At 73.3% G+C, this 12447-nt stretch carries 11 protein-coding genes; 6 read left to right on the top strand and 5 right to left on the bottom strand.

Features of this window, described 5'->3' with window-relative positions:
- Positions 1–146: 146 nt before the first annotated feature.
- From ABTZ03_RS38455 to ABTZ03_RS38445, 3 genes are all read left to right on the top strand, one after another.
- Positions 147–911: a sugar isomerase domain-containing protein gene (locus ABTZ03_RS38455; protein ID WP_350517855.1), complete on the top strand. Its 765-nt coding sequence runs from the start codon at positions 147–149 to the stop codon at positions 909–911.
- Between the two features lie 214 nt (positions 912–1125).
- A complete protein-coding gene (locus tag ABTZ03_RS38450) occupies positions 1126–2034 on the top strand; it encodes a DUF4231 domain-containing protein (protein ID WP_350517854.1) in 909 nt (302 codons plus the stop codon).
- Positions 2035–2056: 22 nt separating this feature from the next.
- Positions 2057–2911, top strand: a complete 855-nt coding sequence (locus tag ABTZ03_RS38445) for an alpha/beta fold hydrolase (RefSeq protein WP_350517878.1) — start codon at positions 2057–2059, stop codon at positions 2909–2911.
- A gap of 13 nt (positions 2912–2924) precedes the next feature.
- Here the strand turns inward: ABTZ03_RS38445 and ABTZ03_RS38440 are convergent, their stop codons facing one another.
- From ABTZ03_RS38440 to ABTZ03_RS38430, 3 genes are read right to left on the bottom strand one after another with little or no spacing between them, the layout of a single operon-like run.
- The gene (locus ABTZ03_RS38440) at positions 2925–3893 is read right to left on the bottom strand and encodes a 2-hydroxyacid dehydrogenase (RefSeq protein WP_350517853.1); all 969 of its coding nucleotides are present in this window, start codon (positions 3891–3893) and stop codon (positions 2925–2927) included.
- 31 nt (positions 3894–3924) lie between these two features.
- Entirely contained in the window at positions 3925–7926 is a 4002-nt protein-coding gene (fxsT, locus tag ABTZ03_RS38435; protein ID WP_400923999.1) for an FxSxx-COOH system tetratricopeptide repeat protein, read from the bottom strand.
- A complete protein-coding gene (locus ABTZ03_RS38430) occupies positions 7923–9377 on the bottom strand; it encodes a TIR-like protein FxsC (RefSeq protein ID WP_350517852.1) in 1455 nt (484 codons plus the stop codon). The genes fxsT and ABTZ03_RS38430 overlap by 4 nt, the downstream gene beginning before the upstream one ends.
- Before the next feature lie 198 nt (positions 9378–9575).
- Here ABTZ03_RS38430 and ABTZ03_RS38425 point away from each other — a divergent pair, with 198 nt between their 5' ends.
- Complete coding sequence (locus ABTZ03_RS38425) at positions 9576–9773, top strand: DUF397 domain-containing protein (RefSeq protein ID WP_350517851.1); 198 nt, start codon at positions 9576–9578, stop codon at positions 9771–9773.
- A 44-nt stretch (positions 9774–9817) separates the two neighbouring features.
- Here the strand turns inward: ABTZ03_RS38425 and ABTZ03_RS38420 are convergent, their stop codons facing one another.
- Complete coding sequence (locus ABTZ03_RS38420) at positions 9818–10744, bottom strand: helix-turn-helix transcriptional regulator (protein ID WP_350517850.1); 927 nt, start codon at positions 10742–10744, stop codon at positions 9818–9820.
- 56 nt (positions 10745–10800) lie between these two features.
- On the opposite strand from ABTZ03_RS38420, the gene ABTZ03_RS38415 reads away from it, so the two are divergent.
- Both ABTZ03_RS38415 and ABTZ03_RS38410 read left to right on the top strand, forming a co-directional pair.
- On the top strand, positions 10801–11277 hold the full coding sequence (locus tag ABTZ03_RS38415; protein WP_350517849.1) for a hypothetical protein: 477 nt from the start codon (positions 10801–10803) through the stop codon (positions 11275–11277).
- Positions 11274–11840, top strand: a complete 567-nt coding sequence (locus ABTZ03_RS38410; RefSeq protein WP_350517848.1) for an NIPSNAP family protein — start codon at positions 11274–11276, stop codon at positions 11838–11840. Before ABTZ03_RS38415 ends, ABTZ03_RS38410 begins: the two co-directional genes overlap by 4 nt.
- A gap of 72 nt (positions 11841–11912) precedes the next feature.
- Here ABTZ03_RS38410 and ABTZ03_RS38405 read toward each other — a convergent pair whose 3' ends face one another.
- On the bottom strand, positions 11913–12266 hold the full coding sequence (locus ABTZ03_RS38405; RefSeq protein ID WP_350517847.1) for a hypothetical protein: 354 nt from the start codon (positions 12264–12266) through the stop codon (positions 11913–11915).
- Positions 12267–12447: the final 181 nt, after the last annotated feature.

Raw genomic sequence — 12447 nt, 5'->3', positions numbered from 1 at the left:
CTTTCCGGTACCGGTTTTCGTTCCTGTTGACAGCGGTGCCGCCGGGGCGCGACCGTGCTCGCCGTAGCTTTCTCCACTGGCGGTCCGGCCCGTTCCGGCCGCCCCACCCGGCCGGCTCCCCCACCGGCAGAGAGCGAAGGCAACCGATGAACGACCTGGTCGGCAGGTACTTCGACGCCGCGATCGCCCACCTGGAGCGGGTCCGCGCGGAGGAGGGCGACACCATCGAGGCGGCGGCCGCCCTGCTGGCCGAGACGATCACCGAGGGTCGCCGGGTCTTCACCTTCGGCGCCGGGCACTCCTCGCTGCCGGCCCAGGACGTGGTCTACCGGGCCGGCGGGCTGGTCCCGATGAACCTGCTGAACGTGCCCGGGATGGCCGGGGTGACGATGATGCCCGCGCCGCTGGCCAGCGCCCTGGAGCGGGTGTCCGGGCTGGCCACCTCGACCCTGGACCTGACCCCGGCGACCAGCGGGGACCTGCTGTTCCTGATCTCGCTGTCCGGCCGCCAGGTGATGCCGGTCGAGCTGGCCCGGTACGCCCGGGACCGCGGGCTGCGGGTGATCGGGGTGACCTCGCTGGCCTACCCGGCGGAGGTGCCCTCCGCGCACCCCTCCGGCACCTATCTGAAGGACCACTGCGACGTGGTGCTGGACAGCAAGGTCGCGGTGGGCGACGGCGAGTTGACCCACCCGGGCGCGGAGACCTCCTTCGGCCCGGTCTCCACCATCGTCACCAGCGCGCTGATGCAGGCCGTGGTCGCCTCGGCGGTCGGCCGGCTGGCCGACCGGGCGGCCGCCGGGGACGCCCCCGCGCCGCCGCTGTTCCGCTCGGGCAACGTCCCCGGGGGGACCGAGTGGAACGCCAAGCAGATGGCCGACAACGCCGAGCGCATCCTCTACACCTACTGAGACCGTGCCGGGGCCCCCGCCGCGCCACCCGATGACGTTCCGTACCGGTACGACTACGCGGCGTCCCGGACAATCCACCGGGTCTTCCCGGCCATTGCGCGCCGCCCCGCCCGTCGCCAGGCGTACCGGGAAGCCGCCCGGGGCAGGAGAGCGGAGGGACCGGAGCGACGGGTGGGGGCCGAGCATGGCATCTGGTGCGGGGCGGACCGCTTGGGTGCGCGAACGGGAGCTGCTGCCCGAGTTCTTCTGGGCCGCCGACGCGGCCTCGCTGCGCGGCCAGCGGCGTTCGGTGCTGCTCTCTGCCTGGGAGCTGGCCCTCCTGCTGGCCGCCGCCGCGACCGGCTCGGCCGACGGCGAGCCGTGGGCCTGGTCGGCGGCCGCGGCCTACCTGGGCGCGGTGGCGCTGGCGGTGATGATCGGCCGGCAGAACCCGCAGGGCCTGTGGTACGAGGGCCGGGCGGCCGCCGAGTCGGTGAAGACGCTGGCCTGGAAGTTCGCCGTCCGGGCCGACGCCTACCAGCCGCCGCCGCGCAGCCTGCCGGACGCCGAGGGGCTGTACCGCTTCCAGCTGGAGCGGGTGCTGGGCGCCTTCCGGCACTCCCCGGTGGCCGTGCCCGCGCCCGGGGTCGAGCGCGCCGGGATCACCGCGGCGATGCGTGACCTGCGCGAACAGCCGCTGGCGGTGCGCCGCGAGGTGTACCTGAACGAGCGGATCCGGGTGCAGCACGAGTGGTACCGGGGCAAGGCCCGCCACTGCGCCCGCGCCGGGTACTGGGCCGGTGTGCTGGGCGTGCTGCTGCCGGCGCTGGGCCTGGCACTGGCGGTGCTGCGGGCGTTCGGGGCGTTCGGCTACGACGCGCTGGGCACGGTCTCCGCGGTGGCGGCCTCGGTCACCGCCTGGGCCCAGCTGCGCCAGTACCGCCCGCTGGCCGCCGCGTACGGGCTGGCGGCCGAGGAGTTGGAGCTGATCCGCCTCCAACTCGCCCGGCTGGACCTGGAGTCGATGGACGCCGAGGAGATCTGGGCCCGGCTGGCCCGGGACGCCGAGGACGCGGTGTCCCGCGAGCACACCACCTGGCAGGCCCGCCGGGAGGTGCGCACCACCACTGACCGGGAGCACTGAGGAGGAACGCGTGGCGTTACGGATGGTCAAAACGGCGGACGGCCGGGCCCTCGCCGTCGAGTCCCTCGGCGACCCGCGCGGCCGTCCGGTGTTCCTGCTGCACGGCATGCCGGGCAGCCGGGTCGGACCGCACCCGCGCAGCACCGTGCTGTACCGGCTGGGGGTGCGGCTGATCTCCTACGACCGGCCCGGGTACGGCGACTCGACCCGGCTGCTCGGCCGCCGGGTGTCCCATGCGGCGGCCGATGTGCGCACCATCGCCGACGAGTTGGGGCTGGGCGGCTTCGCCGTGCTGGGCCGGTCCGGCGGCGGACCGCACGCGCTGGCCTGCGCGGCGCTGCTGCCGGAGCGGGTCAGCCGGGTGGCGGTGCTGGTGGGGCTGGCGCCGCGCAACGCGGCCGGCCTGGACTGGTACGCCGGGATGACGCCGTCCAACGTCCGCGCCTACCGGGAGGCGGACCGCGGGCACGGGCGGATCGCCGACGCGATGGAGTTCCGCTCCCGGCAGATCAAGGACGACCCGGTCCGGCTGCTGAACGGGCTGCGCACCGAACTCTCCCCCGCCGACCGGGCGGTGGTGGCGGACAGCGGGCTGCGCGGGATGCTGCAGAGCAACTACCGGGAGGCGTTCCGGCACGGCGCGGACGGCTGGATCGACGACATGCTGGCCTTCACCGCCGACTGGGGCTTCGAGGTCGGGTCGATCGGCGTGCCGACCTGGCTGTGGCACGGCGCGGACGACCAGTTCTCGCCGGTCGACCACTCCCGCTGGCTGGCCGACCACATCCCGGGCGCCGAGCTCTTCCTGGAGCCCGGCGCCGCGCACTTCGGGGCGTTCCGGGTGCTGACCACGGCCCTGGCCTGGGCGGCGGGTTAGCGCTTCACCGGGGTCAGCGCTTCACCGGGGTGAGGGGTTCGCCGCCGTCCAGCACGGCCAGGATGTTGTCGACCGCGAGGCCGCCCATCGCCTGCCGGGTGCGCACGGTGGCACTGCCCAGGTGCGGGACGAGGACGGCCCGCTCCTGGGCGAGCAGCGCGGACGGGACGCTGGGCTCGTGCTCGAAGTTGTCCACGGCGGCGGCGAACAGCGCACCGGACTCCAGCGCGGCGGCGAGCGCCTCCTCGTCCACCACCCCGGCGGTCATGCTGATCACCACGGCCCCGGGCGGCAGCAGGGCGAGCCGGCGGGCGTCCAGCAGGTGCCGGGTCTCCTCGGTGCAGGGGCAGGTGACGACCAGCACGGTGGAGGTGGCGAGCAGGTCCTCCAGCGGCTTCCACTCCGCGCCCTCGGCCTGCTCGGGCGGCAGCGCGCGGCGGTTGTGGTAGCCGACCGGCATGTCGAAGGCGCGGGCCCGGCGGGCCACCGCCTGCCCGATCCGGCCCATCCCGAGCACCCCGAGCGGGGTGCCGGCCAGTTCCAGGCCGAGCAGGAAGTTCGGCCCCCAGGTCCAGGGGGTGCCGGAGCGCAGCAGGCGTTCGCCCTCGCCGAGCCGGCGGGCGGCGGCGAGCAGCAGCGCCCAGGTGGTCTCGGCGGTGGCGGTGGTGAGGACGCCGGGGGTGTTGGTGACCAGGACGCCGCGGTCGGCGCAGGCCGCGAGGTCGATGTTGTGGTAGCCGACGGCGTGGTTGGCGACGATCTCCAGCTGCGGGCCGGCCGCGTCCAGGAACTCGGCGTCGACCCGGTTGTTGAGGGTGGTGAGCACGGCCCGGCGGCCGTGGACGGCGGCCAGCAGTTCGGCCCGGTCCAGGTCACGGTCGGCCTCGTTGAGGGTGACGGCGTACCGGTCGGTGAGCCGTGCCATGACGCCGGGGGCGGGCTGCCGGGTGACCAGGACCGGGGGCGGGGGCGGGGTGTTCATGGCTCGGCAGCGTACCCCGCCCCCTCCCGGGTCACACCGGCTGCGGCTCCAGGTCGCGGTTGATCCGCTTCCAGCCGCGCGCGGCGACGGTGTTGGGGTGCTCCTCGCCGAACTGCCGGATCAGTTCGGCGATCGCCCGGGCGCGCAGTTCGGCGGCCTGGGTGTGCCGGCCGGCCGCGCGCAGGGTGATCGCCAGGTTGGCCTCGCAGGCCACCGCGTCCGGGTGCTGCGCCGAGTAGCGCTCGCACAGGCCCGTGTAGGCGGCCCGGCCGAGCTGTTCGGCGACGTCGTTCTGCCCGTCGTCGCCGTAGGCGTTGGCCAGGTTGATCATCGCGTTGAGGGTGTACGGGTGCTCCGGTCCGACCGACTCGGTCAGTCCCTCGACGGTGAGCCGGCCGCGGTCGATGGCGCCCGGGACGTCGCCGCTGCCGCGCAGGTAGATGCCCAGGTTGTTGGCGCAGGCCAGGGTGAAGGGGTGCTCGTCGCCGAACAGCCGCCGGTGGCCGTCGAAGACGGTGGAACAGAGGTCGCGGGCGGCCTCCTTGTCGCCGAAGGCGCTGTGGTCGGCGGCCAGGTTGAGCGCGCAGGCGAGCGCGTCGGGGGCGTCGGCGCCGTAGCGTTCCAGGTAGCGCTCGTAGGTCTCCTTGGTGATCCGGCGGGCGTCGGCGAGCTGGCCCATCCGGCGCAGCGAGACGGCCAGCGACTTGGCGTTGCGCAGGCTCTCCGGCAGGCCCGGGTCGAGCTGTCCGTCGCCGAAGTCGGTCATCACCTCCTGGAGCAGGTCCACCGAGCCCCGGTAGTCGCCGAGTTCGCGCAGGTCGCGGGCCAGGGCGGACTTGGTGATCAGGGTGTACGGGTGCTTGGGTCCGAGCACGGCGGTGCGCCGGTCCAGGGTCTCCTGGTCGAGTTCGCGGGCGGCCTCGCTCTCGCCGACCAGCCGGTAGTCGATCGCCAGGTTGTTGGCCATCGAGAGGGTGCGCGGGTTGTCGTCCCCGAACAGTTCCCGGAACTGGTCGAGGATCTCCCGGTCGAGGTCGAGCGCGGCCTGGAAGCGGCCGAGTGCCCGGCGGTCGGCGCCGAGCGAGCCGGCGGTCATCAGGGTGTACGGGTGGTGTTCGCCGAGCAGCACCCGCTGGCGCTCCAGGGTGGCCTCGTCCAGGGACAGCGCCTCGGCGTAACTGCCCTGCGAGCGCAGGACGTTGGCGAGCTGGAAGCGGAGCAGAAGGGTCTGCCGGTCGTCCTCGCCGAGCTTGCGGGTCCACTCGTCGTCGAGGGCGTGGCCGAGGTCGCGGGCACGGTCGAGTTCGCCGCGCTTCCACAGGTAGCGGACCCGGTCGATGAGCAGCTGGCGGGTGTCGGCCTCGTCGCAGTTGTGCGCCTTGGAGGGCGACAGGTGGGGCCAGATCTCGTCGAAGGCGGGCCAGTTGGCCGGGTCGTCGGTGTCGCCGAGGACGGGTCGGGCGCCGGTGAGGATGCGGTGCACCTCGTGGACGGCGATCTCCTGCTCGTCGTCGGTCATCCCGGCCCGGATCACCGCCTGGACGAGCCGGTGCACCTGGAAGCTGTTGCTGCCGGCGTCGACCTTGGCGAGCGCGTACCGGCCGATCGCCTGGATGACCTTGCCGAGCATGAACTTGTCGCTGAGGTCGGCGTCGTACTTCACCAGCGCCCGGATCATCTGGTCGCTGTAGAAGAGGTTCATGGAGATCGGCTCGGGCGCGAAGAAGGCGCACAGCTGGAGCAGTCGCACGGCGGCCGGGGACTGCTGGCGCAGCCGTCCGATCGAGACGTTCCAGGTCGCGGCGACCGGGGTGGGGTAGTCGGTGGGGTGGTCGACGGCGAGGGCGCGGGCGGCCTCGGCGTGCAGTTGGGCGACGTAGGTGTCCACCGGGGTGCCGGTGGTGTCCAGCCAGGCGGCGGCGACCTCGACGGCCAGCGGGAGGTCGCCGACGGCCTCGGCGACCCGGTCGGCGTCCGGCCGGGAGAGGCTGCGGGCGCGCCGGCACAGGTGCTCGACGCTCTCGCCGCGGGTGAAGACGTCGACTTCCAGGGCCTCGGCGTGCCCGGTCCAGGCCTGGTTGCGGGAGGTGACCAGGATGTGGCCGGAGCCGCCGGGGAAGAAGCGGCGGATCTCGGCGGGCTCGTCGGCGTTGTCGAAGATCAGCAGCCAGCGCGAGGTGGGCACGCCGCGGCGCAGCGCCTCGCGGGCGGCCTCGGCGGCCTCGGTGACCGAGTCGCCGACCCGCAGGCCGAGTCGGCGGGCGAGTTCGGCGAGCGCCGGGGCGACCAGTTCGGTCTGTTCGGCGTCGATCCACCAGACCAGGTCGTAGTCGGACATGAAGCGGTGGGCGTACTCCAGCGCCACCTGGGTCTTGCCGACGCCGCCGAGCCCGTACAGGGTCTGCGGGGTGGGCAGGACGGCCGCCATGCCGCCGCGCAGCTGGTTGCGCAGCTGTTCCAGGACGGCGGCGCGGCCGGTGAAGGAGGGGTTGCGCGGCGGCACGTCCCAGACCGAGGGCTTGCTGCCGGGGAACCGGGGGCCGCCGCTGGGGGCGTCGTCGAGCACGGTGTCGCCGCGGCCGAGGGCGCGCAGCAGGCTCTGGATGGACTGGGTCTCGTCGCGGCCGACCAGGTCGACGGGGTTGCGGTTGCTGAACGGCGCGGTGAGCCGGACGTCGCCGACGCGCACCGGCAGCAGTTGGCGCCGGGTGCCGGACGGGTCGGAGTTGACCACCGACTCCCAGAGCGCCCGGGCCTGCGGGGAGCGCTGGTAGGCGGGCGAGAGCACGGCGACGGTGCGGAACGCGGAGTCGATGCCGCGTTCGGTCTCCTCGCGCGGGTCGGTGCCGGCGCTGAGGTCGCGCGGCAGCACCCGGAAGCCGGCCCGGGTCAGCACGGACTCGATCCAGTCCGCCCACATCCGGTCCTCGGGCACGTAGGACAGGTAGAGGTCGGCGGGGACGGACGGGCGGCGGCGGGTGAAGGCGTCCACGTAGCGCAGCCGCACCTCCTCCTCGACCGTCGGCAGGCCGGTGACCCGCCCCTCGGTGATCATCGAGGTGAGCCGTTCGCAGGCGGCCAGCATCGAGGTGGGGCTGCCGGTCTGGTCGCCGAAGGTGGCGAGGATCTCCTCGTAGGCGTAGAACGGCCGGTACGGGATCTCCACCGAGCCCCAGTAGCCGGCGAGTTCGTCGCCGTTCAGGCCGGCCGGCAGGCCGTCGAAGCGGACCCGGGCGAGGGCGCGGCCGGCGTCCGCCTTCTCCTTCTCGCCCTCGTCGATGCGCATCGGGACGGGCAGGATGCGGATGCCGCGGTCGCGGTAGCGGTCGTGGATGTGCTGGGCGATCCGGGAGGCGCCGTCGATGGACTGGTCGCTGAGGGTGAAGCAGACCACCAGGTCGTCGGGCATCTGGACGGTGCAGATCTCGGCGATGTCGGACAGGCCGGTGCGGGAGTCGATCAGCACGTAGTCGTAGCGCTTGGCCATGTCGGCCTTGAGCGCGTCGAAGAACTGCCCGCCGTCGAAGCGGTCGTAGAAGATGTCCCAGTCGAGGTGGGTGACGGCCTCGGAGTAGTCGCGGTTGAACTGGCCGGCCGAGAGGAAGTCCAGGCTGCCGCCGGCCGGGAAGTGCGGCCAGGAGAGCGAGAGCGCGTGCGGGTGCACCCGGGCGAAGTCCAGGTGCCAGCCCTCGGCGTGCTCGACCGGGCGCAGCGCCTCCTCGCGGTACTCGGCGATGAGGTCCATCATCCCGGTGGTGCCGGCCAGGGAGGCCGGGTCGAGGAAGGGGTGGAAGAACTTGGCGAGGCCGGGTGCCTCCAGGTCCCAGTCGACGGTGAGGACGCGGAAGCCGTTGGCGGCCAGGATCCAGGCGGTGTTGGCCAGGGCCATGGTGCGGCCGGTGCCGCCCTTGTAGGAGTAGAAGGTGATGATCCGGCCGTTGCGGTCCTGTTCCGCGGCCTGCCGGGCGGCCTCCCGGGCGGCGGCCAGTTCGGCGGCGCCGAGGCGGAAGTTCCTGGTGGTGTTGTCGCTCATCGGTTCGGTCCTCCCAAGGGCGCCATCCCGTCATCGGGGTCATCGCCGTCGTCACGGTCGTTGCGGTGGTAGCGATCGTTGTCACGGGCGGTGCGGTCGGTGCTGTCGTCGCGGTCGTAGTCGCGGTCGCGGTCGCGGTCGCGGTCGAAGGAGCCCGGTCCGTACGGTTCCGTGCGGTGGCCGCCGAAGCCGTCCGTGCCCGGGCCGGGGCGGAAGGCCTCCCGCAGGCTCGGCCGGGACGCCGACGGCTCCTCCGGTTCGGCCCTGGTCCGGCTCTCGAAGGCGTACTTGGCCTTCATCGCGGCGCGGGGCAGTGCGTCGTCGAAGTCCTCCAGGCTGTTCAGCCCGGTCGGGCCGGTCACGCCGAGGAAGCTCGGGCGGCCGGCGCGCCGGGTCTTGCGCAGGGTCTGGTCACTCAACCCGCTGAACTCGCCGTCCCGTTCGAGGCACTCCCGGTCGTCGGTGTTCCACGGCTCCAGCACGCTGACCCAGGTCGCGTCGGAGCGGTCGAAGCGGCGGACCAGTTCACGCCGGTGCGGGTCGCGCAGCGCCCACCGGTCCAGCAGTAGCAGCCCGGGGGCCTCGGCGTTGCCCTCGATGATCGACTCGGCCTCGTCGTCGAACTCGTGCACGGTCGGCTGGAAGCCCAACTGCCGGGCCAGTCGCACCGCGTGCTGGGCGATCGGCGACCCGGCCGGGCGGTACGGGTGCCAGTCGGTGCGCCGGGCGCCGTAGAAGTCGGGGTTGCGCTCGGGCGGCAACTCGCCCTGGTGGTAGGCGAGCACGGAGATCCGCAGCTGCTTGGTGGGGGCGGTCACATTGAAGGCGCTGGGCAGTCCGTTGAACTCCAGCCGCCGCCCGACCGGGATCACCGTCTCCTCCGCCACCTGGACGATCCGCGCCGCCAACCGGTGCACGGCCAGTTCGTAGGCGGCCCGGAAGTAGCTGAGCTTCATCAGCGCGTACAGGCCCTCGGTGGCGTAGTCGGGCCCGAACCCGGCGTGGTTGAACTGGAGTTCACTGGCCACCTTGGGCAGCCGGTAGCGGCTCATCGGCGCCCACAGCACCGGGACGATGCCGCTGGTGCGCTCGGCGTCGATGGTCGCCGGATAGACCGGGCGCCGGGTGAAGGCGTGCCACTCCTGGCCGCACGGAACGCTGTTGAAGTACCGCGGGGAGTACAGCGGTACGAACACCCGGCAGGTCGCCAACTCCTCGGACAGCCGCTCGGCCCACAACTCGCCCTGGTGCATGGACTCGTCCATGAACCCGACCGGCACCCCGGCGGGGACGGTGGTGAGTTGCAGCACCGCCTCGCACAGGTCGCGGTACAGCTGTCTGACCCAGTGGTTCGGGTCACCGGCTCCGCGCGCACCGGACTTGGGGGTGTGCGCGTAGGAGAGGAAGAAGTACGGCCGGGCCTCGTCCTCGTCCCAGCCCCGGTCAGTCACACGTGCCTCCCCCGGGCCCGTCGGCAACCTGGTTCCCGCAGCCCCCGTGCGGCGGGGTCTCAGTGTAGGAACGACTGACACCCCAATGGAATAGCACAACGACTCGCACGAATTGACATGACCGAAACGATGCCGCCGTCGTACTCGCGAAGCAGTACCCTCGTTCCGGCCACGCCACGCGCAAGGAGGAGAAGAAGAATGGACCACCTCACCTGGCAGAAGTCCAGCTTCGTCGAGAACGAGACCAACTACCTCGAAATCGCCTCCGAGGGCGACCTCGTCTACATCCGCGAGTCCGACAACCACGACCTGGTCGTCACCACCACCCGGGCCAAGCTCAACGCCTGGATCCTGGGCGCCAAGGACGGCGAGTTCGACCACTTCGTCGGGCTCTGAGCCGACCGCTTCGTCGGGCTCCGGGTCGGGCTCCGAACGCTCTCCTACCGGTAGCGGACGCCCAGTTCGCGCACGGTCGCGGCGATCCGCTCGCGCAGCTCCGCCGGTTCGAGCACCTCGGCCTCGGCGCCGAGGCGCAGGAACTCCCCGTGGGCGTGGTCGATCGACTCGATCGGAACCCGGGCCTGCGTCCAGCCGTCCCCGGTCGTGGTCACCCCGAGGCGCCGGGCCCCCTCCGGGCTGAGCCGCACCAGCGCCTCCCCGGTGTGCAGCCGGGCCCGGAAGTCCGCCAGGTAGGTCTGCCAGTACGCGTCCAGCGCGAAGCCCTCCGGCAGGGCGAACTCCTCCTCCAGCGCCCGGAGTTCCAGCACCTGGTCCACCCGGTAGGTGCGCGTCCCGGACGCCCCGCCGGCCACCAGGTACCAGCGGCCCGCCTTGAGCACCAGCCCGTACGGCTCGACCCGCCGCTCGATCTCCTCCGGCGCCCGCCAGCGCCGGTAGCGCAGCACCACCGCCCGCCGTGCCCACACCGCCGAGGCGACCGCCGCCAGGTGCGGGGTCTCGTCCGCGCGGCCGTACCAGCCGGGGGCGTCCAGCAGGAAGCGCTCCTGGATCCGCCCGGCGTGCTCGCGCAGTTCGGCGGGGAGCGCGGCCCGCAGCTTGAGCTGGGCGGTGGCCAGCGCCCCGCCGAGGCCGAGGTCGGCGGCGGTGCCCGGGAGCGCGGCGAGGAAGGCGGCCTGGGCCTCGTCGGCGGTCAGCCCGGTGAGGCGGGTGCGGTAGCCGTCGACCAGCCGGTAGCCGCCCGCGTGCCCGGCCTCGCCGTACAGCGGGATCCCGGCGGCGGCGAGCGCCTCGACGTCCCGGTAGACGGTGCGGACGGAGACCTCCAGTTCGTCGGCCAGCTGCCGGGCGGTCATCCGGCCCCGGTTCTGGAGCAGCAGGAGCAGGGTGACCAGTCGACTCGCGCGCACATCGGCCAGTATCCACTGACAGTGGATGTCAGGGGAGTGCCCCTAACCTGCGCCGCATGAACGACTTCGACTTCCTGCACGGGACCTGGGACGTGGCCAACCGCCGCCTCAGCACCCCGCTCGACGGCGGCGGCACCTGGGAGGAGTTCCCCGGCCGCTCCGTGATCCGGCCGCTGTTCGGGGGCGCGGGCAACATCGACGAGATCCTCTTCCCCACCCTCGCCCGCCGGGGCGTGACCCTGCGGCTCTTCGACCAGGGGACGCGGCAGTGGTCGATCTTCTGGTCCGACAGCCGCACCGGCCGGCTGGACCCGCCGGTGGTCGGCGGCTTCACCGGCGACCGGGGGGACTTCTACGGCGAGGACCACTACGCCGGCAGCCCGATCCGGGTGCACTTCACCTGGCACCGCCTCGGCCCCGACACCGCCCGCTGGGAGCAGGAGTTCTCCGTCGACGGCGGCCACGGCTGGGAGCCGAACTGGACGATGGACTTCACCCGCACCGGCCCGGCCTTCGAGGGGCTGGCGGCATGAGCCTGATCGTCGAACTGCGCCGGTACACCCTGCACCCCGGCGCCCGCGAGACCCTGATCGAGCTGTTCGAGCGCGAGTTCGTGACCGGGCAGGAGGCCGTCGGCATGACCCTCGGCGGCCGCTTCCGCGACCTGGACGACCCGGACCGCTTCGTCTGGCTGCGCGCCTTCCCGTCCATGGCCGAGCGCCGGCGCGCACTGGAGGCCTTCTACGGCGGCCCGGTCTGGCGGGCGCACCGCGAGGCGGCCAACGCGACCATGATCGACAGCGACGACGTCCTGTTGCTGCGCGGCCCGAACTACCTGCCGCCCGCCGGGGCCCGCGAGGTGCTCGCCACCGTCTGCCACCCGACCCCGGACCCGGCCGCCTTCGACGCCTTCGACACCTGGGCCGCCGCCCACCTGGGCGCCGAACAGGCCCTGCACCGCACCGAGCACGCCGAGAACGACTTCCCGGCCCTGCCCGTCCGCACCGGCGAGGACGTCCGGGTCTGGTTCGGCCCGGTCGAGGTGGCGCCGCCGGGGGCGTGCCGGCAGCTCCGACTGGAGCCGGTGACGGGCTGAGCCGCCGGGCCCGGTTCCCGGTGCGTGGGAAGTCGACCCGGCCGACTTCCCGCGCACCAGCAGCCCGGTGGGTCAGGCCTCCAGGTCGACCGGCGGGCCGTACCAGTACGTCCTTCCCGGCCCCGCGTCCTCCGGTTCGCCCGTACCGAGGTCGATCTCCGCCCCCGAGGCCGTCCACGCGGCCATCGTGCCTCCCGCCCCGGCGCAGGCCGAGGCGTGGTCCGGCCGGTACTCGACCTCGCCGGAGTGACCGGGCCGGGACCTGAACACGACCGTCAGCCGCTCCCCCGCGGGCACCTCGTAGAGGCTCCCCATCGGCTCGAACACCACCGTCAACGGCTCGTCGGCGCCCGCCGCCACCACGACGCGCTCCTCCACGAGCGCCGCCTCCCGGCGCCGCCGCCTGTTCCTCGCCCACGTGATCACGGGACCGATTGTGCCGCTGCCGCTGCGTGGGAAGTCGGCCGGGCCGACTTCCTGTGCAGTGGCGGCCCGGTGGGTCAGGCCTCTTCGGGCGTGTCTGACAATTCGCGTCGGATCAGCGCGCGGCGTCGGGGTGCGTGCATCGCAAGGCGGAGGAGGGAGTCCATGCGGAGCATCGGCGACC

This window comes from Kitasatospora sp. NPDC096077 (genome assembly GCF_040303245.1).
Classification (GTDB): domain Bacteria; phylum Actinomycetota; class Actinomycetes; order Streptomycetales; family Streptomycetaceae; genus Kitasatospora.
Note: the sequence above shows the minus strand (reverse complement) of the source record. Positions and strands in the feature narration are given on the sequence as shown.

Excerpts from the sequence above, each read along its gene's own strand:
- ABTZ03_RS38425 (WP_350517851.1), top strand. The coding sequence starts at position 9,576 with ATGGACCACCTCACCTGGCAGAAGTCCAGCTTCGTCGAGAACGAGACC.
- ABTZ03_RS38410 (WP_350517848.1), top strand. The coding sequence starts at position 11,274 with ATGAGCCTGATCGTCGAACTGCGCCGGTACACCCTGCACCCCGGCGCC.
- fxsT (WP_400923999.1), bottom strand. The coding sequence starts at position 7,926 with ATGAGCGACAACACCACCAGGAACTTCCGCCTCGGCGCCGCCGAACTG.
- ABTZ03_RS38440 (WP_350517853.1), bottom strand. The coding sequence starts at position 3,893 with ATGAACACCCCGCCCCCGCCCCCGGTCCTGGTCACCCGGCAGCCCGCC.
- ABTZ03_RS38445 (WP_350517878.1), top strand. The coding sequence starts at position 2,057 with ATGGTCAAAACGGCGGACGGCCGGGCCCTCGCCGTCGAGTCCCTCGGC.
- ABTZ03_RS38415 (WP_350517849.1), top strand. The coding sequence starts at position 10,801 with ATGAACGACTTCGACTTCCTGCACGGGACCTGGGACGTGGCCAACCGC.
- ABTZ03_RS38455 (WP_350517855.1), top strand. The coding sequence starts at position 147 with ATGAACGACCTGGTCGGCAGGTACTTCGACGCCGCGATCGCCCACCTG.